This is a genomic window from Kitasatospora sp. NPDC048298, from assembly GCF_043201465.1.
Lineage (GTDB): Bacteria > Actinomycetota > Actinomycetes > Streptomycetales > Streptomycetaceae > Kitasatospora.
Genome location: NZ_JBICYZ010000005.1, coordinates 1 through 19629, shown reverse-complemented (window position 1 = coordinate 19629; position 19629 = coordinate 1). Strand labels below are relative to the sequence as shown.

The 19629-nt window shown below is 73.7% G+C and carries 19 protein-coding genes and 1 tRNA gene; 5 read left to right on the top strand and 15 right to left on the bottom strand.

Going from position 1 to position 19629, the window contains the following annotated elements:
- Positions 1 to 38: 38 nt before the first annotated feature.
- The 6 genes from mshC to ACGF0D_RS05700 all read right to left on the bottom strand — a co-directional run bounded on the left by mshC (position 39) and on the right by ACGF0D_RS05700 (position 5884).
- Positions 39 to 1268, bottom strand: coding sequence for a cysteine--1-D-myo-inosityl 2-amino-2-deoxy-alpha-D-glucopyranoside ligase (mshC, locus tag ACGF0D_RS05725; protein ID WP_392874349.1), 1230 nt, complete (start codon positions 1266 to 1268; stop codon positions 39 to 41).
- Positions 1269 to 1510: 242 nt separating this feature from the next.
- On the bottom strand, positions 1511 to 2338 hold the full coding sequence (locus ACGF0D_RS05720) for a carbohydrate-binding protein (RefSeq protein ID WP_392874346.1): 828 nt from the start codon (positions 2336 to 2338) through the stop codon (positions 1511 to 1513).
- 125 nt (positions 2339 to 2463) lie between these two features.
- Entirely contained in the window at positions 2464 to 3393 is a 930-nt protein-coding gene (locus ACGF0D_RS05715; RefSeq protein WP_392914103.1) for an AraC family transcriptional regulator, read from the bottom strand.
- Between the two features lie 193 nt (positions 3394 to 3586).
- Entirely contained in the window at positions 3587 to 4384 is a 798-nt protein-coding gene (locus ACGF0D_RS05710) for an SCO1664 family protein (RefSeq protein WP_392914205.1), read from the bottom strand.
- 44 nt (positions 4385 to 4428) lie between these two features.
- Complete coding sequence (locus ACGF0D_RS05705) at positions 4429 to 4995, bottom strand: DUF3090 domain-containing protein (RefSeq protein ID WP_392874340.1); 567 nt, start codon at positions 4993 to 4995, stop codon at positions 4429 to 4431.
- Between the two features lie 196 nt (positions 4996 to 5191).
- Positions 5192 to 5884 carry an MSMEG_4193 family putative phosphomutase gene (locus ACGF0D_RS05700; RefSeq protein WP_392914102.1) on the bottom strand — a complete coding sequence of 231 codons (693 nt, stop codon included), beginning with the start codon at positions 5882 to 5884 and terminating at the stop codon, positions 5192 to 5194.
- A gap of 179 nt (positions 5885 to 6063) precedes the next feature.
- On the opposite strand from ACGF0D_RS05700, the gene ACGF0D_RS05695 reads away from it, so the two are divergent.
- Entirely contained in the window at positions 6064 to 7044 is a 981-nt protein-coding gene (locus tag ACGF0D_RS05695; RefSeq protein ID WP_392874334.1) for a magnesium and cobalt transport protein CorA, read from the top strand.
- Positions 7045 to 7087: 43 nt separating this feature from the next.
- Here the strand turns inward: ACGF0D_RS05695 and ACGF0D_RS05690 are convergent, their stop codons facing one another.
- A complete protein-coding gene (locus ACGF0D_RS05690; protein ID WP_392874331.1) occupies positions 7088 to 8134 on the bottom strand; it encodes an LLM class F420-dependent oxidoreductase in 1047 nt (348 codons plus the stop codon).
- A 251-nt stretch (positions 8135 to 8385) separates the two neighbouring features.
- Here ACGF0D_RS05690 and ACGF0D_RS05685 point away from each other — a divergent pair, with 251 nt between their 5' ends.
- Both ACGF0D_RS05685 and ACGF0D_RS05680 read left to right on the top strand, forming a co-directional pair.
- Entirely contained in the window at positions 8386 to 9366 is a 981-nt protein-coding gene (locus ACGF0D_RS05685) for an aldo/keto reductase (RefSeq protein ID WP_392874328.1), read from the top strand.
- A 59-nt stretch (positions 9367 to 9425) separates the two neighbouring features.
- Entirely contained in the window at positions 9426 to 11585 is a 2160-nt protein-coding gene (locus ACGF0D_RS05680) for a helix-hairpin-helix domain-containing protein (protein ID WP_392914101.1), read from the top strand.
- Between the two features lie 68 nt (positions 11586 to 11653).
- On the opposite strand, the gene ACGF0D_RS05675 is transcribed toward ACGF0D_RS05680, so the two are convergent.
- Positions 11654 to 12259, bottom strand: a complete 606-nt coding sequence (locus ACGF0D_RS05675) for a hypothetical protein (RefSeq protein WP_392874322.1) — start codon at positions 12257 to 12259, stop codon at positions 11654 to 11656.
- 359 nt (positions 12260 to 12618) lie between these two features.
- On the opposite strand from ACGF0D_RS05675, the gene ACGF0D_RS05670 reads away from it, so the two are divergent.
- Positions 12619 to 12825: a DUF5703 family protein gene (locus ACGF0D_RS05670; RefSeq protein WP_360261758.1), complete on the top strand. Its 207-nt coding sequence runs from the start codon at positions 12619 to 12621 to the stop codon at positions 12823 to 12825.
- A gap of 202 nt (positions 12826 to 13027) precedes the next feature.
- Here ACGF0D_RS05670 and ACGF0D_RS05665 read toward each other — a convergent pair whose 3' ends face one another.
- The 3 genes from ACGF0D_RS05665 to ACGF0D_RS05655 form a co-directional block, all read right to left on the bottom strand.
- The gene (locus ACGF0D_RS05665; RefSeq protein WP_392914100.1) at positions 13028 to 13954 is read right to left on the bottom strand and encodes a chaplin; all 927 of its coding nucleotides are present in this window, start codon (positions 13952 to 13954) and stop codon (positions 13028 to 13030) included.
- 282 nt (positions 13955 to 14236) lie between these two features.
- Positions 14237 to 14473, bottom strand: coding sequence for a chaplin (locus ACGF0D_RS05660; RefSeq protein ID WP_392914099.1), 237 nt, complete (start codon positions 14471 to 14473; stop codon positions 14237 to 14239).
- A 293-nt stretch (positions 14474 to 14766) separates the two neighbouring features.
- Complete coding sequence (locus tag ACGF0D_RS05655; RefSeq protein ID WP_392914098.1) at positions 14767 to 16098, bottom strand: M20/M25/M40 family metallo-hydrolase; 1332 nt, start codon at positions 16096 to 16098, stop codon at positions 14767 to 14769.
- Positions 16099 to 16389: 291 nt separating this feature from the next.
- Here ACGF0D_RS05655 and ACGF0D_RS05650 point away from each other — a divergent pair.
- Positions 16390 to 16477: transfer RNA gene (locus ACGF0D_RS05650), tRNA-Leu, on the top strand.
- A 135-nt stretch (positions 16478 to 16612) separates the two neighbouring features.
- Here ACGF0D_RS05650 and ACGF0D_RS05645 read toward each other — a convergent pair.
- The 4 genes from ACGF0D_RS05645 to ACGF0D_RS05630 form a co-directional block, all read right to left on the bottom strand.
- Entirely contained in the window at positions 16613 to 16882 is a 270-nt protein-coding gene (locus tag ACGF0D_RS05645) for a hypothetical protein (protein ID WP_392874311.1), read from the bottom strand.
- 271 nt (positions 16883 to 17153) lie between these two features.
- Positions 17154 to 18515 carry a chloride channel protein gene (locus ACGF0D_RS05640; RefSeq protein ID WP_392874308.1) on the bottom strand — a complete coding sequence of 454 codons (1362 nt, stop codon included), beginning with the start codon at positions 18513 to 18515 and terminating at the stop codon, positions 17154 to 17156.
- 192 nt (positions 18516 to 18707) lie between these two features.
- Positions 18708 to 19391 (bottom strand): TetR family transcriptional regulator, encoded by a 684-nt coding sequence (locus ACGF0D_RS05635; RefSeq protein WP_392914204.1) that lies wholly within the window; start codon positions 19389 to 19391, stop codon positions 18708 to 18710.
- A gap of 145 nt (positions 19392 to 19536) precedes the next feature.
- Positions 19537 to 19629, bottom strand: a 93-nt coding sequence (locus ACGF0D_RS05630; RefSeq protein ID WP_132919430.1) for an acyl-CoA dehydrogenase family protein, incomplete at its 5' end; no start/stop codon positions are given.

The following is a 19629-nucleotide window of genomic DNA, read 5'->3' as shown; positions in this document are numbered from 1 at the left end:
TGTCCTGACGCCCCTTCGGCGTGTGGTGCGGGTGCGGGTTACAGCGCGACGCCGAGCAGGGCGTCCACCGTGCGGGTCACCAGGCCGGGAGCGCCGGTGTCGGTGCCGCCCTCGGCCTCCTGGCCGGCCGCCCAGCGGTCGACCGCGGCCAGCGCGGCGGGCGTGTCCAGGTCGTTCGCGAGCGCCTCGCGCACCTCGGCGAGCAGCTGCTCGGCCGACGGGCCGTCCGGGCGGGAGACCGCGGCGCGCCAGCGGGCGAGACGCTCGACGGCCTCGTCCAGGGTGCTCTTGGTCCACTCCCAGTCCGCGCGGTAGTGGTGCGAGAGCAGCGCCAGGCGGATCGCCGCCGGGTCGACGCCCTCGCGGCGCAGCGCCGAGACGAAGACCAGGTTGCCGCGGGACTTGGACATCTTGTGGCCGTCCAGGGCGACCATGCCGGCGTGCACGTACGCCTTGGCGTACGGGTGGGTGCCGGTGGCGACCTGGGCGTGCGCGGCGCCCATCTCGTGGTGCGGGAAGGAGAGGTCGCTGCCGCCGCCCTGGATGTCGAAGGACATGCCGAGGTACTGCAGCGCGATGGCGACGCACTCGATGTGCCAGCCGGGGCGGCCGTGGCCGAGCTCGGTGTCCCAGGCGGGCTCGCCCGGGCGGGCGGCCAGCCAGAGCAGGGCGTCCAGCGGGTTGCGCTTGCCGGGGCGCTCCGGGTCGCCGCCGCGCTCGGCGAAGACCGGGCGCATGGCCTCACGGGTGAGGCCGGAGACCTCGCCGAAGCGCGGGTCGGCGTCGACCGAGAAGTAGATGTCGCCGTCCACCTTGTAGGCGGCGCCGGAGGCCAGCAGCTTCTGGACGATCGGGACGATCCACGGGATCGACTCGACGGCGCCGATGTAGTGGGCCGGCGGGAGCATCCGCAGCGCGGTCATGTCCTCGCGGAACAGGGCCGTCTCGCGCTCGGCCAGGGCCGTCCAGTCCTGGCCGGTCTCGACCGCGCGGGCGAGCAGCGGGTCGTCGACGTCGGTGACGTTCTGGATGTACAGGACGTCGTGGCCGGCGTCCTTCCAGACGCGCTGCACCAGGTCGAACGCGTTGTAGGTGGCGGCGTGGCCCATGTGGGTCGCGTCGTAGGGCGTGATGCCGCAGACGTAGATCCGGGCGGTGCCGTCCTGCGGCACCACCTCGCGGACCGTGCCCGCTGCGGTGTCGTGGATACGGAGGGGGAGCCCCTGACCAGGCAGGGCGGGAACCTCGGAGGCGGGCCAGGCATGCATGGAAACAACTTTAACCTTGCGAACATTTGAAAGCCTAACCAGTACGAAAGATCGACTGGATTCGCTTCCCGGCGTTGCCCGACAGTTTCCCGACTGGTAGTGCACGGGACCGGCCGGCGTGACGCCCGTGCCGTACCGGACCTGCCGTGCCGTACGGGACCCGGCGCCGGGCACGGGTGAGCGCCCGGTCGGCCCTGCCGCCGACCGGGCGCCCGGCGCCCCGGGGGACGCGGTCGGAGCCGCTACGACCGCTGCCAGAGGGCCGGCACGTTCGGCGGCTCCCAGCCCACCATGGCGGTGTGCGCCTGGAGGCAGGTGTAGGAGACGCCGGAGTAGGTGACGCGGTCGCCCGCCTTGTACGAGGTGCCCGCTGCCCAGGTCCCGCTCGGCGGCGGTGTGCTGGGCCCGCCGGTCGGGGTGGGGGTGGGGCTCGGCGTGCCGGGGGTCTGCGGGACGTCCAGCACGAAGTCGAAGCTCGCCTCGCGGGTCTGGCCGTTCTGGCGGACGTTCATCAGCAGCCGGGGGTCGTAGATGCTGTCCGTGCTGTTGCGCGGCTCGCCCGGGAAGTACAGCTGGGTGGTGACGATCGAGCGGCCGGGGGCCTGGAGCTTGACGTGCAGGTGCCGGGTGCGGCCCGGGTAGAGGCCGGGCACGATGGTGTCCAGCCGGTACGCGCCGTTGGCGTCGGTGAACTGGTGGCCGCGGAAGGTGTAGGTGACGTTGTCGTAGTTGCCGCCGTTGTCGGCCTGCCAGAAGTCCAGCAGCACCCCGGAGACGGGCCGGCAGGCGCGGCCGAAGACGTAGCCGCTGACGACCAGGTGGGTGCCGGGCCCGTCGTTGACCATCGAGCTGCGCAGCGGGGAGTTGGGCTTGAAGTAGGGACCCTCGATCTGCTCGACGGTGGGGGCGTCACCGTCGTGGCACTCGGGGGTGAGGCCGAGCGGTTCGCCGCTGTGGATCTGGTCCCGGGCCAGGGCCACTCCGCCGCCGACCAGCAGCGGGGCTGCCCCGAGCGCGGCGGCGGCCTTCAGGACGGTCTTGCGGCTGATCATGCCGTCGGGCGTGGGCATGCGCCGTCTCCTTCTCGTGAGGCGGGGAGGTGGGGGCGGCCCTTGCCATGGTGGGGGCATGACAAGGGCCGGACCGGCCGCCCGTCCGCGCGCGCCGGACCGGCCACCGGTGGCCAGCAGCAAAGTTACGGGCCGTCCGGCGCGACCGCGATGGACATGATCCGGGGATCGTGGTGATTTCCGTCGACCCCGGCCCGGAACTCCCCCGGGGTCATCCCGGTCTCCCGGCGGAAGAACCGGCAGAAGTACGCCGGATCGACGAAGCCCGCCTCCTTGGCGACCTGACGGATCGTCAAATCCGTGCAGGCGAGCAGCCGTTTGGCCTCCAGGGTCTGCTGGTGGCGGATCAGCCCGCCGGGGGTGCGGCCGGTGGCCTGCTTCACCAGGGTCTGCAGGTGCCCCGGGGAGACGCCGAGTTCCTGCGCGCTGGAGGCCACCGAGTGCCGCACCCCGCCCGGCCGGGCGATCAACCGGGTGAAGGCGGCCGCCACTTCGGCCGGGCGACTGGGCACCGCCGGGCGGTCGGCCGGGGCACAGGCGCGCAGTGCCCGGACGATCAGGATGTGCAGACTGGCCCGCAGCACCCCCTGGTAGCCGGGCGCCCCGGTCCGGTACTCGTGCTCCATGTCGGTGAGCAGCGCGTCGATCGCGTCGGCCTGCTCGCCGAGCGCGAGGGCGGGGCGGGTGGCCAGGGCCCGCAGGGCGGCGAGGTCCTGGGGGTGGCCGAGCAGGAAGTCCTCGTTGAACAGGACGACCCGGCCGGCCAGTTCCTCGGCGTCCGCCCAGTAGTGCACCTGGCCGGGGGTGATCACGCACAACTGCGGTGGCGCCAGCGGCCGGTGGACGAGGTCCAGGACGTGGGCGCCGTGGCCACCGGTGACGTGGACGATCTCGTAGAACGAGTGCCGGTGCGGGAATCCCGCCCGGGAGAGCGGGCCGATCGCGTCGAAACTGCCGACGGCGAAGGGGAGAAGGTGGGGCAGCGGGACCTGTAACCGGTGCAACGGCAGGTCCGGCGTGGTTCGGGGGGTGGGGGTGGTCCGTCGCACATCCATCGGAGCAGTGTGCGACCTGTTCCGGGGACAGGTCCAGACCATCTGTCGCCGTTTTCGAGAACCGGTCCAGACCACTGGTGGGTCAGGGCGGTCGGGAGCGGAATGCCCGGGCGGGCCGCGACCCCGGTCCGGACCGGAGCGCCGGGGCGGGCCCGCAGGCGCCCGGCCGCACCGGCTACACCATCCGCACTCGCTACACCGGCGGCCAGGGGATCGCGGGCCAGTCCTCCGGCGGCAGCGGGTGCCGGCCGGAACCGCGCAATCCGGCCACCCGGGCCCGGGTGGCGTCCAGTTCGGCCGCCGTCAGGTGCGGGGCGAGCCGCTCGGCGAGCTCACCGTCCAACTGCTCGGCCAGCCGGGCCAGCACCTCCAGCGCCTCGACGGGCAGCGGGTCCCCGGCCCAACCCCAGAGCAGGGTGCGCAGCTTGTCCTCGGTGTTGAAGGTGACGCCGTGGTCGATGCCGTACACCCGGCCGTCGGCGGCCGGGATCAGGTGGCCGCCCTTGCGGTCGGCGTTGTTGAGCACCGCGTCCAGGACGGCGAGCCGGCGCAGCCGCCGGTCGTCGTGGTGCACCAGCAGGGCCGTCCGCCCGCCCTCGACCTCGGCCCGGACGATCGGCAGCCAGCCCGCCTCCGGGCCGCGCGGGTCCTGCAGCGCCAGCAGCGGCTCGGCCCCCGGGTCCGGCTCGACCCACAGCTGCACCATGCCGACCCCGTGCGGGCCCTCGCGCAGCACGGTGGGCGGGATCAGCGCCCAGCCGGTCGCGGCCGACAGCTCGTACGCGGCGACCTCGCGCCCGGCCAGCGTGCCGTCGGGGAAGTCCCACAGCGGTCGCTCGCCGGCCACCGGCTTGTAGACGGCCTGCGCGCTCAGCGAACCGTGCGCCACCGTGCAGTACAGCGCGGCGTTGGAGGCGTCGGTGAGCCGGCCGTGCACGGTCAGCTCGCCCTGGCGCAGCAGCGCGAGGGCGGTGGGCACGTCGGCGGCCAGCGCGGCGGCGGCCGACGGGTCGGCCTGCGGCGGAGTGTCGGTGTTCAGCGCCGGTAGCCGTTCGCGCGCGGGCACAGGTGGCCCTCCGGGTCGAGCGGAAGGTTGCAGAACGGGCAGGGCTTGCGGCCGGCCGCGACCAGGTCCAGCGCGCGCCTGGCGAAGACCCTGGCCATCGCGCCGGACAGCCGCACCCGCAGCATGTCCGGGCCGTTCTCGTCGTCGGTGAAGACCGCCTCGGCGGCCTCCTCCTCGTCCTCCTCGACCAGCGCCTGCGCCTCGACCACCAGGCAGGCGTCCACGCTGTCCCAGGCCAGGGCCATGGTGCCGACCCGGAACTCCTGCTCCAGCGGGAGGTCCAGCGGGGCGGTGTCGAGCAGGTCCTTCGGGGCGGCGGCCGGGATGGCGGCGTCGCCGCCGCTGCGCCGCAGCGCCTCGTCCAGGACCTCCTCGATGCGCTCGGCGAGCGCGGCGACCTGGGTCTTCTCCAGCAGCACGCTGGTGATCCGGCCCCGGGCGCTGGCCTGGAGGTAGAACGCCCGGGCACCGGGCTGGCCGACGGTGCCGGCCACGAACCGCTCGGGCTGGTCGTAGAAGAAGACCTGACGGGGCACGCTCTCGCTCCGGATCGTGTCGGTCGGCGCGGTTCCACAGGGGCTGGATCGCGGCCGGATGGACTCATCAGTCACCCTACGACCTTCGGGCTCCGGCCGGGGAGCCGAGCCGACGGCCGCGGGCGGGGTGGCACCCGGGGAAGCGGACGGTGCCGCCCGGACGGTGCCTCCCCGGGCGGCCCGTCGGCGGCGCGACTCAGACGGTGCCGCCGACCACCGCGTCGCCGGCCGGGGTGGCCTCGGCCGGACGGGGCCTGGGGGCGAGCGAGGCGAGGTCGCCGGTGTCACCCATCCTCAGCACGAAGGGCCGTTGGGCGGTGTAGCGGATCGCGGTGACCGAACAGGGCTCGACGCTGATCCGCTGGAAGTGGTCCAGGTGCAGCCCGAGCGCGTCGGCCACCACGGCCTTGATCACGTCCCCGTGCGAGCAGGCGACCCAGACCGTGTCCTCGCCGTGCTCGGCGGCGATCTTCCGGTTCCACTCGCGCACCGCGTCCACCGTACGGTGGCTCAGCGCGCGCAGCGACTCCCCGCCGGGGAAGGCGGCCGCCGCGGCATGGTCCTGCACCGTACGCCAGAGCGGCTCCTTGGCCAGCTCGGCCAGCGGCCGGCCGGTCCAGTCGCCGTAGTCGCACTCCCCCAGCCGCTCGTCCTCGGTCGGCGGGCCCAGCTCGGGACGGACCGCCAGCAGCGGCTCCAACGTCTGCCGGCAGCGCTCCAACGGGCTGCTGACCGCCTGCACCAGCGGGATGCCGGCCAGCCGGCCGGCGAGCGCGGCGGCCTGCGCCCGACCGGTGTCGTCGAGGTCCACGCCGGGCGTCCAACCGGCCAGGATTCCGGCGGTGTTCGCGGTGGAGCGGCCGTGACGGACGAGCAGCAGCGTGGGCATGGGGTCAGCCTACGGCCTCCGGGCTCCACGGTGGGCCCCGCTCTCCCTTCCGGACGTCCCGCCCGGTGGGCCTCGGGCCTGTCTCCTGGGTTTCGTCGGATCAGGCAAGGATCCAGGAGACAGGCCCTGGTTGCCCCGGATCCGTGCCGGTCGGCCCCGCCCGGGTGACAATGGCCCCCATGATCGTCCACTGCGCCGCCTACCACGACGGCCGCCGGATCGAGGCCCCCGAGGATCCCGCCGGCGCGCTCGCCGCCGCCCGCGCGGCCGGTCCGGGCGGCTTCGTCTGGATAGGCCTGTTCGAGCCCACCACCGAGGAACTCGGCCGCGTCGGAAAGGAGTTCGCACTGCACCCGCTGGCCGTCGAGGATGCCGTCAGCGCCCACCAGCGCCCCAAGGTGGAGGCCTACCAGGGCTCGCTGTTCGTCGCCCTGAAGACCCTCGGCTACCACCCCGGCGGGCACGTCGTCACGGTCGGCGAGGTGATGGTCTTCCTCGGCCCGGACTTCGTGATGACCGTCCGGCACGGCGAGGACAGTCCGCTCAGCGGCCTGCGGGCCGCCCTGGAACAGGATCCCGAGCAACTGCGGTACGGGCCCAGCTCGGTGCTGCACCAGGTCTGCGACACCATCGTGGACGGCTACGTGGACGTGGCGGCCGCGCTCCAGTCCGACCTGGACGAGCTGGAGGCGGACATCTTCTCCCCCGGCCGGGTCGGCAGCGACACCGCCGGCCGGATCTACGGCTACAAGCGCCAGGTGATGTCCGTACGCCGGGCCGTCGGCCCGCTGGTGGAGCCGATGCTGGCCCTGGAGCGCGGCGCCCGCTTCGTCCGCCCCGAGACCGCGCCCTACCTGCGGGACGTCGCCGACCACGTGGCCCGGGTGAACGACCAGGTGGAGGGCATGGACCGGCTGCTGTCCGACATCCTGAACGCCAACCTGGCGCAGGTCAGCGTCCAGCAGAACAACGACATGCGGAAGATCTCGGCCTGGGCGGCACTGGCCGCCGTACCGACGATGATCGCGGGCATCTACGGGATGAACTTCGAGCACATGCCCGAGCTGCGCCAGGTCTGGGGGTACCCGGCGGTGCTGGTGCTGATGCTGGTGGTCTGCCTGGTGCTGCACCGGGTGTTCAAGCGGCACGACTGGCTGTAGTACCGCTTGACGACCGGCCACCGGGCCCGACCGGGCGGGCCGGTCAGGCCAGGCCGGCCCGCTCCAGCGCCTCGACGCCGGTGCGCAGCGCCCGGATCCGCTCGTCCAGGGTGAAGCCGGACGGGGCCAGGGTGAGCGTGGTGACGCCGGCGTCGGCGTAGGCCTGCATCCGGTCGGCGATCCGGGCGGTGTCGCCGATCAGCGAGGTGGCGTCGATCAGGTCGTGCGGGACGGCGGCCGCGGCGCCCGCGTAGTCCCTGGCCAGGTACTTCTCCTGGACCTCGTCGGCGGCCTGCTCGTAGCCCATCCGCCGGGCGAGCTGGTTGTAGAAGTTCTTCTCCTTGCTGCCCATGCCGCCGATGTAGAGCGCGGCGTAGGAACGCAGGCCGTCGACCCCGGCCTTGATGTCCTCGCCGACGGCGAGGTTCACCGTCGGGCAGAGGTCGAAGCCCTCCAGCGTCTTCCCGGCCTTGGCGCGGCCCGCCGTCAGCGGGTCGAGGGAGAGCGCGGAGTGCTCGGGCGAGAAGAAGATGCCGAGCCAGCCGTCGGCGATCTCACCGGTCAGCTCCAGGTTCTTCGGACCGATCGCGGCGATGTACAGCGGGATGTGCTCGCGCACCGGGTGCACGGTGAGCTTGATCGGCTTGCCGGGGCCGCCGGGCAGCGGCAGCGTCCAGTTGGCGCCCTCGTGCACCAGGCGCTCGCGGGACATCGCCTTGCGGATGATCTCCACGTACTCGCGGGTGCGGGCGAGCGGCTTGTCGAACTTCACGCCGTACCAGCCCTCGGACACCTGCGGGCCGGAGACGCCGAGGCCGAGCCGGAACCGGCCGCCGGACAGGGTGTCCAGGGTGGCGGCGGTCATCGCGGTCATCGCCGGGGTACGCGCCGGGATCTGGAAGATGGCCGAGCCGACGTCGATCCGCTCGGTCTTCGCGGCGACGAAGCTGAGCACCGTCGCGGCGTCCGAGCCGTACGCCTCCGCCGCCCAGCAGACGGAGTAGCCGAGCCGGTCCGCCTCCTGGGCCACGGCGATGTTGTCGGCGTCCATGCCGAGTCCCCAGTAGCCGAGGTTGATCCCGAGTCGCATCTGCCGCACCTTCCAGTGGGTTGGGGTTGTGGCGAGGGTAACCGCGCCCGCGCCGGACATGCTACTGACCGGTAGGGGTGGTCTGGGTCACAGTCGCGCGGGTTCGTGCCGCAGTGATCGTTCTGCGGGTCTGCACCCCTGTCCGGGCCCCGACCGCTACGCTCGGCCGGGGCGGGGAGCACTCTCCCCACCTGCGCGTTTACACGGCTTCCGGGGCTCCCGGGGCCACCGGCCAGTGAAGGGCCCGTCCGATGGACAAGCGTCACCTCGGCCGTACCGGCCTGCAGGTCTCCCGACTCGGCCTCGGCACCATGACCTGGGGCCGGGACACCGACGAGCAGGAGGCCGCGGAGCAGCTCAAGGAGTTCGTCGACGCCGGCGGCAACCTGGTCGACACCGCCGACGTGTACGCGGACGGCGGCGCCGAGTACCTGATCTCCCGGCTCACCGACAACCTGATCCCGCGCTCCGAACTCGTCATCGCCACCAAGGCCGGCAGCGCCCCCGAGTCCGCCCGCCGCTTCGACGGCTCGCGCGGCCACCTGCTCGCCGCCCTGGACGCCTCGCTGCGCCGGCTCGGCACGGACCACGTCGACCTGTGGCAGGTGCACTCCTTCGACCCGGCCACCCCGGTCGAGGAGACGCTCAACGCCCTCGACATCGCCGTCTCCTCCGGGCGCGCCCGCTACGTCGGGGTCTGCGACTTCAGCGGCTGGCAGCTCGCCAAGGCCGCCACCTGGCAGCACGCCCACCACGGACGGGTGCCGCTGGCCGGGGCGCAGCTGGAGTACTCGCTGCTCCAGCGCGGCATCGAGCGGGAGGCCCTGCCCGCCGCGCTGGACGCCGGGGTCGGGGTGCTGGCCGGCTCGCCGCTCGGGCGCGGGGTGCTCACCGGCAAGTACCGGCACGGCATCCCGCAGGACTCGCGCGGCGCCTCGCCGTACCTGACCGGGTTCGTCCAGCCCTACCTCGGAGAGCGCTCGCGGCGGATCGTGGACGCCCTCGCCACCGCCGCCGACGGGCTCGCCAGCACCCCGCTGGAGGTCGCGCTGGCCTGGGTCCGGGACCGGCCCGGGGTGGCGAGCGCCCTGGTCGGGGCGCGGACGGTGGCCCAGCTGCAGGCGGCGCTGTCGGTGGAGGCGCTTACGCTTCCGGATGAGATCCGTGGCGCGCTGGACGACATCTCGTCGCCGGTGCACCACTACCCGGACCAGGGGTGGACCGAGCTGTGACCCCGGGCCCGGGTTGTCGAGCAGAACCTGCAGTGGAGTGACCTTTGGAGCGGACGACGATGACTGACACGGGGAACGGCGCTCCGGAGGTGACCGACGGGGCCCAGCTGACCCCGGAGGAGAAGGCCGCGAAGGTCGCCGAGCTGGCACGGCGGATGCGGGAGATCGCCGCCCAGGGGCCCGGGGCCGCGGCCCCGGCCGCACGGATCCCCGCGCCGCAGGCCTCGGGGCCGCAGGCGTCGGGGCCCGCGGGGGCAGAGTCCGCCGCGTCCGGACCGCAGGCTCCTGCGGCGGCCGCCCCGGTCGCCGCCACCCCCGCCGCCGCGGTGCCCGAGCGGCAGCACGGCGACGCGCTGCGCGCCACCGCCGAGGTGCTGGCCGCCGGCGGCGCCCCGGCCGAGCTGGCGGCCGCCGCCGTGGCCGCGCTCGGCGAGGAGGCCCCCGAGCGGCTGCGCGACGACCCGTGGGCGGTGCTGGGCCTGCCCGGCGTCCGACCCGAGCACGCGGACGGCTTCGCCCAGAAGCTGCTCGGCCCCGATGCCGCCCCGGGCGACGAGCGCCGCGCCCGGGCGCTGGTGCCGTGGCTGCTGGAGCAGGCGGCGCTGCGCGGGCACTCGGCCCTGGAACTGCCCGAGGTCGCGGCCGGGCTCACCCGGCTCCGGATGCCCGACCCGGCCACCGCGATCCAGGCCGCCGTCGCGGACGGGCGGGTGCTGCCCTTCCAGGAGGAGCTGACCGGCGCCGAGGCGCACACGCCGGGCGGCGACGAGGACGAGGCGCCGACCCGCACGCTGCTCGCGCTGGAGGGGCTGGCGATGGCCGAGGACAGCCTCGCCGAGAAGCTGCTCCAGCTGATGGCCACCTTCGTACCGGGCGAGGACCCGGAGGAGGCCGAGGTCCCCGACGAGACCGGGGCCGAGGACAAGGCCGAGGACAAGGCCGAGGACGAGACCGGGGCCGGGGCCGGCGAAGCGGCCGCCCCCGCCGAGGGCTCCGCCGAGCAGACCCCCGTCGACCCCGGCCCGACCGCCTGGGCGGCCGCCGCCGGGGCCGCACCGTCCTCCTCCGCGACCGCCCTGGTCAAGGCCGTCGCCGAGCACGCCCTGGTGCTGCACACCGGCGGCGAGGCGGCCCGCGCCGAGCCTGCCGCGCTGGTCACCGCCGCCCGCGGCCTCGGGCTGCGGGCCTGGGCCGCCACCTGGACCGACCAGGGCCGGGACTCGCTCGCCGCGCTCGCCGGCCCGGGCGCCGGTGGTGAGGCCCCCGTGGTCACCCTCGCCGACCTGCTCTCCGGCGCTGCCGGCCCCGGCCGCGCCCCGGACGGCACGCTCGCCCTCGACCTGCTGGTCGTGCTGGACGCCCCGCTGCTGGACGTCGAACTGGCCGCCACCGTCCTGGAGTCGCTGGCCGACGGCACCCGGCTGGTGCTCAGCGGCGACCCGGGCCAGCTCTGGTCGGCCGGCCCCGGCCGGTTCTTCGCCGACCTGCTGGCCGCCAAGGCCTGCCCGGCGGTCGCCTCCCGCACCCCGGACTTCGGCCCGATCGGCGAGTTGGTCTCCGGTGTCGGCATCGGCGAGCTCCAGCCGGTCGAGGCGCCGGACAAGGAGGTGGTCATCCTGACCGCCAAGGACGCCGGCGAGGCCGTCCACCGGGCCGTCCAGCTGCTCACCGACTCCATCCCGCGCGCGCTGGGCATCCCGGTCGAGCAGGTGGTGCTGCTCACCCCGGGCCACGGCGGCCCGGCCGGCACCCGCGCGCTGAACGCCGCCGCCAAGGCCAGGCTCAACCCCGGCCCCGGCCGGTTCGGCGGCTTCGACCCGGGCGACCGGGTGGTCGACTCCCCCACCCCCGGCGTCACCCGCCCGGCCCGGGTGCTGGACGGCGACGCCACCGGTCTGCACCTGGAGTACGCCGACGGCTCGCGCCGGACCGTCCCGCCCGCCGAGGCCGCCCGGCTGCGGCACGGCTGGGCGCTGACCGTCCACCAGGCCCTCGGCCGGCGCTGGCCGGGCGCGGTGGTGGTGCTTCCGGAGGACGCCGCCCCCGCCCTGACCCGGCAGTGGGTCTACACCGCCTTCGGCCGCGGCGAGCGGCACCTGTCCGTGGTGCACGCGGCGGGCCCGGCGCTCGCCCAGGCCGTCGCCGAGCGCCAGGCGCAGCCGCGCACCACCCGGCTGCGGGCGGTCCTCGCCGAGAACACCGCGGCCTCGGAGTACTGAGGCGCAAACGCACGACGGGCGGGCCCCGGTGATCCCGGGCCCGCCCGTCGGCCGTCTTCCGGACGGCGTCAGTCGTCCGGGTCCTCGTCGTCGTAGACCTCGCTCACGTCGAACCGGCAGATCAGCAGCTGCGGATCGGCGTGCTCGAAGGGTTCGGGCAGCCACTCGCCCGGCTCCGTCGGCTCGGCGGCCGCGACCCAGAGCGTCGAGTCGGCCTCCTCCAGGCCGAACTCCTCGCTGCGGGCGGCGATCTCGTCGGGCTCGTACTCGCCGAACAGCACGCCGATCGCGGCGTTCACCCCGCCCGCGCCGGCCCCGCCCGGGGTCAGCGACTCGTCCAGCCGCTCGGCCTGGGCACGCAGCCGCTTGGAATCGACGACATGGTAGTCGCGGCGGATCAACACGCTGATCGCCTCGGGCTGTTCGGGGCCGTGGTACCCGCCGGGCCCCTCGTCCCCCGGGATCTCGAAGGGCGTGACCTCGTCGTAGGCCTCGTACAGGAGCTGGTCGTAGGCGATGGCCGCCGTCGCGAGCTGCTCGTAGGCGGCGGAAACGGCCGGATCGTCGGCTGCGTTGGGGCTTGACACCGCTTCCAGATGACGGTCGATGGCGGCCTTGACCGCCTCAGCGGCGGCGCGTACCTCGGCAATGGTGGGCTGCGCGGCATCAGACATGGTGCAGACGCTATCTCCCCGCGACGCCGGTACGCACAGCGGTTGTCATCTACACCCGCGATTTCACCGCAACTTCCCCCCTGATGTCCGATCCATTCCCTTTCGTCCTCGCGTGGCACCGGCGCGAAGCGGGCGCGGAGGGCGCGCACCGGGGCCGTCCGGGTGCCGCTTCGCGCGCCGGGATCGGGGTATCCCCTCCACAGTGGCAACGGGGCTGATGCACTGTCAGTCGACGGGCCCGGGTGGCACCCCCTCGGGCCGCCGCTCCCCCGCGGGAGGACGGCCGGAAACACCCGGGCCGCCCGTCCGGGGCAGGCCGTAGGCTTGCCCTTCAGGTGATCTCCAGGAGGAGCGTTTTGATCCCACGGAAGCCGGTCCGGCAGCCGGAGTACGAGTACCAGTCCCTGCGCATGCCGCGCGGCACCACCCGCAACGCGGCGCGCCAACTACTCACCGAGCACGCCGAGTACGGGCACTGGGAGCTCGACCGGCTCAGGCTGTTCCCCGACGGCAGCCGGACGGTCCGGCTGAAGCGGCGGATCATCCGGCAGGTCCGGAGCTGGTGACGGGCGGGGCACCGTGCCCCCTGGCGGAACCCACACCGAGCTTTCACGCACCCGCGGCCGCCCGTTCGCCCGGCGGCCGCGGGTGCGCCGTTCCCACGGCCGGTGCGCACCGCCCTGGCACGGCTCGCACCGCGGGGCCCGTCCTCGGACTCGCCCCGCGGGCGCGATTCCGACGACGGGCCCCGATCCCCGGCCGAGCGGGTCAGCGGACGCCGGCGCGGGCCCGGCGGTAGAGCACGCCACCGCCGAGCAGCAGCGCGAGACCGGCGGCCCCGAGCAGCTCGACGTTCCCGGCGCCGGTGGAGGCCAGCTGAGCGGCCGGAGCCGCGGCGGGCGCCGCGACGGCGGTCTCGGCGGCGGTGTCCGGAGCGCCGGTGCGCGCGACGTTCGGCACCTCCTCGGCGGAGACCTGCGGCGGGGTCGGGCAGGCCTCGGCGCAGCCCTCGGCCGGCGGGGCCGGGGTGACCGGGACGGCCTGCTCGATGTTGGCGCACCCGTTGCCGAAGGCCGGGTTGGCGGCGCCGACCACGTTCACCGAGTTGCCGCAGGCGTTGACCGGGACGTCGACCGGCGCCTGGACGCTGTTGCCGGAGAGCACGCCCGGCGAGTTGGCGGCGACACCGGAGGCGCTCGCACCCGGCACCGTGGCGGCGTCCGGGATGCCCGCGGTACCCGGGATGCCCGTGGTGCCGGGGACTCCGGTGGTGCCGGGGATCCCACTCGTACCCGGGATACCGCTGGTGCCCGGGATCCCGCTGGTACCCGGAATCCCTGTGGTGCCGGAACCGCCGGTGCCGCTGCCGGCCTGGCCGCTGCCGGTGGCACCCGAGCCGCCGGGCTGGCCGCCCTGGGAGGGCTTGGACGCGTGGTGACCCCCGCCGCCGTTGACGTTGGCGCAGTGGTTGCCGAAGGACGGGTTCAGCAGGCCGACCACGTCGAGCGTGTTGCCGCAGACATTGATCGGCGCCTCGATCGGCACCTGCACCGAGTTACCCGAGACGACGCCGGCCGAACCGGCGGCGACCCCCTGTGCCTCGGCTCCCCCCGCGTAGGCGTAGCCGGCGGTCGAGGCCAGCACACTGCCGGTGGCCACGGCCGTGAGGATCCCCTTCTTGGCTACATTCCTCATGTTTTCCCCTGACATTTCGAGACGACGTGTCGACCTTGACGTGAACCTTCAAAACAGTCGGAATTTCGGTAGATCCGTAAATCACGCAAGGGCTTCGACTGCACACGAGTTAACGAGGGGCCAACGGGGAGGTTGAGTCGAACGAATCGGCTTCACCCGATCGAGCGATTGTGTCGGACCCCGTGTATCCATCGGGGACGCGAACGCCCCCGGTGCGGCGCGTCCGCCGCCCGGGGGCCGGGTCGAATCGGCCCAACAGGCCCCGGTGGCCCGGAGGTCGACTCAGACGTTGACGCAGTGGTTGCCGAACGCCGGGTTCAGCACGCCGACGACGCTGATGGTGTTGCCGCAGACGTTGACCGGGATGTGCACCGGGACCTGGACCTGGTTGCCGGAGAGGACACCCGGGGAACCGGCGGCCACACCCCCGGCGCCGGCGTGAGCCGACGCGACACCGGCGGCGGCGAGCACCAGGCCACCGGTGGCGGCGGTGACAGCGGCGATCTTCTTGACCTTCATCATTCCTCCTGTATGGACAACGCAACCCGTTCGGCGGGCTGCACAGGGATGAACGACGCTGCGGCGAACGGGGTACGGAACGGATCTCCCATTCACTCGCAGCGGTGAGGCCTCGCACAAATGATCAGCCTGGAATTTCCTGCAGAATCGCTTCTGTCGATCTTCTGTTTCCCATCCCACAATCATCAGCTCGGACAATGCGGTCGGCCCGCTCCCGAAGCTCCGGGAACGGGCCGACCCAGTCGCCTGATCAGGCCTCCGGCAGTGCCCTCAGCTGGGCACCCGGCACGCGCTCAGCAGGCGTCGATGAAGCGGTCCAGCACCCGGGCGCCGAACTTCAGGCCGTCCACCGGCACCCGCTCGTCCACCCCGTGGAACATCCCGGCGAAGTCCAGCTCCGGCGGCAGCTGGAGCGGCGCGAAGCCGAAGCAGCGGATGCCCAGGTCCTGGAAGGACTTGGCGTCCGTCCCGCCCGACAGGCAGTACGGCACCGCGCGGGCGATCGGGTCCTCGGCGCGCAGCGCGGTCTGCATCGCCTCGACGAGCGCACCGTCGAAGCCGGTCTCGATCGCCTTGTCCGAGTGCAGGCTCTCGCGCTTCACGCGCGGGCCGAGCACGCTGTCCAGCTCGGCCAGGAACTCCTCCTCGTAGCCGGGCAGGAAGCGCCCGTCCACGTGCGCGGTGGCCTGACCGGGGATCACGTTCACCTTGTAGCCCGCGCCGAGCATGGTCGGCTGGGCGGTGTTGCGCAGCGTGGTGCCGATCATCTTGGCGATGCCGCCGAGCACGCGCAGCGTCTCGTCCATGTTCTCCGGGTCCAGCTCGACCCCGAGCGCGTCCGACAGCTCGTCCAGGAAGGCCCGGACGGTCTTGGTGATCCGCAGCGGGAACTGGTGCCGGCCGAGCCGGGCGACCGCCTCGCACAGCTCGGTGATCGCGTTGTCGTCGTTCTCCATCGAGCCGTGGCCGGCCCGGCCCTCGACCGTCAGGCGCATCCAGTGCATGCCCTTCTCGGCCGTCTCCACCAGGTAGAGGCGGACCTGGTCGTTGACGGTGAAGGAGAAGCCGCCGACCTCGCCGATCGCCTCGGTCACGCCCTCGAACAGCCCCGGGTGCTTGTCCACCAGGAAGCGCGCCCCGTAGGTGCCGCCGGCCTCCTCGTCGGCGAGGAAGGCCAGCACGATGTCGCGCGGGGGCTTGCGCCCGGTGCGCAGCCGGTCGCGGATGACCGCCAGGGTCATCGCGTCCATGTCCTTCATGTCGACCGCGCCGCGCCCCCAGACGCAGCCGTCCGCGATCTCGCCGCCGAACGGGTCGTACGTCCAGTCCGCGGCGTTGGCCGGCACCACGTCGGTGTGGCCGTGGATCAGCAGGCCCGGGCGGGAGCGGTCCTCGCCCTCGATCCGGACCACGGTGGAGGCCCTCCCCTTGGCCGACTCGAAGATCTTCGGCTCCAGCCCGAACTCGGCGAGCTGTTCGGCCACGTACTCGGCGGCCTTCCGCTCGCCCGGCCCGGAGCCGTCCCCGTAGTTGCTGGTGTCGATCCGGATCAGATCGCGACAGATCTCGGCGACCTCCGACTCAGCCGTCACCTTCGGCGCCGCCGACTCGCTCCGCTCGCTCACGGTCACTCCTCGTCTTGGGCCCGCACCGACGCACCAGCGCGCCACCCCCGGGACCTGCACCCGGGCCGTACGAGCACGTCCGCCCATCCTCCCCCAGCCCCCGATCCCGATCCACCCCCCGCACGCTCCCGAAACCCCCTGGTCACGCCCCCGCCACACGCCGCCCCTTGCCCCCGCCACCGGCCCCGCCGGTCCTCCGGGAACCGTTTTGGGACCCCAAGCCGATCTTTGCTACAGTTACATCTGTCAGCGCGACGGACGAGAGATCGGAAGCCGCGAGGACGACACCCGGTCCGGGTGGCGGAATGGCAGACGCGCTAGCTTGAGGTGCTAGTGCCCTTTATCGGGCGTGGGGGTTCAAGTCCCCCCTCGGACACCAACGAAAGGCCCCAGTTGATCTGGGGCCTTTCTGCTTTTCGGCTCCGGCTTTCTCCGCGTTCCTCAGCGTTCCTCCGCGAACGGGAGGATCCCCCTCGGGGTCCGCGGGGACTCCGAGGGGGATTCGAGGGTCAGGTCACTCCTTGGTCCAGGTGGCGCCCGCGCCCGTGAAGGAACCGTAGACGCCGGTCTCGTCGGCCCAGATCCAGAAGTCTGCGTGCGAGAGCCCGTCGGGGCTGACGGAGGACTGGGTGCTGGCGACGCCGGCACCGTTCTCGTTGGCGATGAACTGACCCTTGCCGAAGGACGCGTCCAGGCCCTCCTGGGCCGAGGCCAGGCCGGCGCAACCGATCACCAGCGGGACGGTGAGGGCGCTGACGGCCAGGACACGCTTGAAAGCACGCATGCAGATCTCCTCCACGGAGTTTCGGGGTTCGAAGGCGGCGGTGTCGTTCCGCACCCCCGCGACTTCAGAGAGCCACGCCCCGCATCCCGCCGCAACCGACGCCGGAACCCGTACGGCCCTTACGCCCCGTCAGAATCGCCGCTCCTACCAGCGGAAATACAGTTCGTATGCCCATTTCTGAGGATCAGTCGGCTGGAGCACACCCTCGCCACTCCCCGCTCCGGCTCGGACGTGGACGGCCGGGGCCAGGGCCGGGGACGGGGGCCGGGCGTCAGCCGACTTCCACCGCCTCCGTTCGGCCGGTCGGGTCGGTCTGCTGCCTCGGCCGCCCGCGCAGCCACTCCGCGGTGATGAAGGCCGCCACCGTGGACACGATCAGCAGCGGCATCGAGTTCGCCGCCTCACCGCCGAGCAGGGCCTCGGCGAGGACGGCGCTGGTGACTGGCAGGCCGGTGACGGCGGCGCCGGAGGCCGCCAGGCCGACGGCCAGGGCCGGCGCGGTGCCGAAGCCGGGCAGCGGTGCGCAGGCCATGCCGAGGGCCGCCCCGAGCAGGAGCGCCGGGAAGATCGGGCCTCCGCGCAGGCTTCCGAGGGCGATCGACCAGCCCAGCCCCTTGCAGAGCGCGAGGGCGAGCAGCGCGGCGATCGACCAGGCGGCCGGGTCGGCGGCGAGCGCGGCCAGGGTGGCCTGTCCGGAGAGCGCGGCCTCTTCCGGGGAGCGCCCGGTGAGCAGGGCGTACGCGGCGAGGCAGCCTCCGACCGCGACCGCGCACAGCACGGTGCGCACGGCGGTCTGCCGGGCGGTGCCGGTCGTGGTGAGGGCCTTCACCCGGTGGCCGACGTTCTGGCCGACCACGCAGAACAGGGCGATCGCGACGGCCAGCGGGACGCCCCAGAGGAAGTCCGCCACGTCCGGCACCCCGCTCTTCGGCACGTGCGGCAGCGACAGCGCGCCGATCGCCAGGCCGGTCCAGTGGCCGAAGCCGGTGAAGATCAGCGCACCGACCCCGCTGGCCAGCAGGCTGGGCAGGATCAGCGCGATCAGCTGCGGGCCGCCCAGCCCGGCCGCCTCGATCACCATCACGGCGGCCACCAGCGGGCTGCCGAAGATGGTGGAGATCGCCGCCGCCGCACCCGCCGTGCCCAACACCGCGAACAGCTGCGGATGTTCGGCCCGCCTGGCGGACCGGACGGTGAGCAGGGCGAGCCCGCCGCCGAGCGCCATCAGCGGCGCCTCCGGGCCGAGCACCACGCCGAGCGGCAGGCCGGCGAGCGCGGCCAGCACCACACCGGGGACGGCGACCGGCGGGGTGGGCGGACCGCCGAGCCCGTCCACCGGGACGTGGCCGCCGCGCCCGGGCAGCCGGGTCACGATCGGGGCGAGCAGCAGGCCGGCCAGAAACAGCGCGGGCAACGGCCACCACCAGGGGGCGCGCCCGTAGCCGGCCGCCGTCGGCAGGCTCTCCCAGACCCAGTGCTGGAGTTCGTGCTCCAGGCTGACGAAGCCGAACGCGGCCAGCGAGACCGGGACGCCGACCAGCCCGGAGAGCAGCAGCAGGCGGAGGTAGCCCCGGTGCCTCAGCACCTCGTGCAGGGTCGGACCGCCGTCCGGCTGCCGGGACGTCGTCGGCATCGCCGCTCCCTCGCGCTCCCGGGCCGCCCGCTGCCCGGGAGGCCGCGTCCTGCGACCGAGTCTCGCCCGGAGCCGGGAGCCCCGCACGGCGCACGGGCCGTCAGCGGGGCCGCGGCGGACCCGGCTGCTCCGAGCGGGTGAGGGCGGGGGTGACGGACGGGTGGGGGCGAGGGTGGCGGCCCGGGTGGGGGGTCAGACCTGGCGGGCGTCGGTGCCCAGCGCGCTCTCGATGCCCTGGACCATCCGCCACAGCGGCGCCCGGCGGCTGGCGACCAGGACCACGACGTCGTCGGACTCGCCCTCGGCGGCGCCCTCGGCCGGGCGGTCGCCCCAGGTGCCGGTGACGAAGGCCATCGCCGCGTCCACCTCGACCACCCAGTCGCTCTCCCCGCCCGAACGCAGCCAGGTGCGCAGGGCGTGGTTGTGCGCGGCGACGACGGCGGCGGCGATCACGTCCGCCCGCAACGGGCCGTCCGGGCGGTCGGCGAAGCGGCCGCGCAGGTACGCGGCGAGGGTGTGCTCGTAGCGCCAGACCACGGACAGCTCGTACGCCCGCAGGCCGGGCACCCTGCGGGTCAGCCGGTAGCGCTGGACGGAGAAGGAGGGCTGCTCGGCGTACATCCGCAGGACCAGGCGGGCGGCGTCGCAGGCGTGCCTGACCGGGTCCTCCTCGCCGGTGCCGGACTCCAGGAACTCCGTCATCTCGGCGAGGCTGCGCTCGTGGTCGGGGAAGACCACGTCCTCCTTGGCCGGGAAGTAGCGGAAGAAGGAGCGCCGGCCGACGCCGGCCAGCGACACGATGTCGTCGACGGTCGTCTGTTCGAAGCCGCGCTCCAGGAAGAGCTCGAAGGCCGCGGCCACCAGCGCCTCGCGCATCGCCGGCTTCGAGGGCCCGTCGTTCATGGGCTGGTCCTGCTCTTCCTTCTCGCTCATTCACCGGAACTTAGCATCGGGAGGATGCGTCGGCCCCCGACGGCCGGGCGGCTGACCGGCCCGGCCGTCGGGGGTGTGTCGGCGCGGGTTACGGGAGGTTGCGGGCCATCACGATCCGCTGGACCTGGTTGGTCCCCTCGTAGATCTGCGTGATCTTCGCGTCCCGCATCATCCGCTCCAC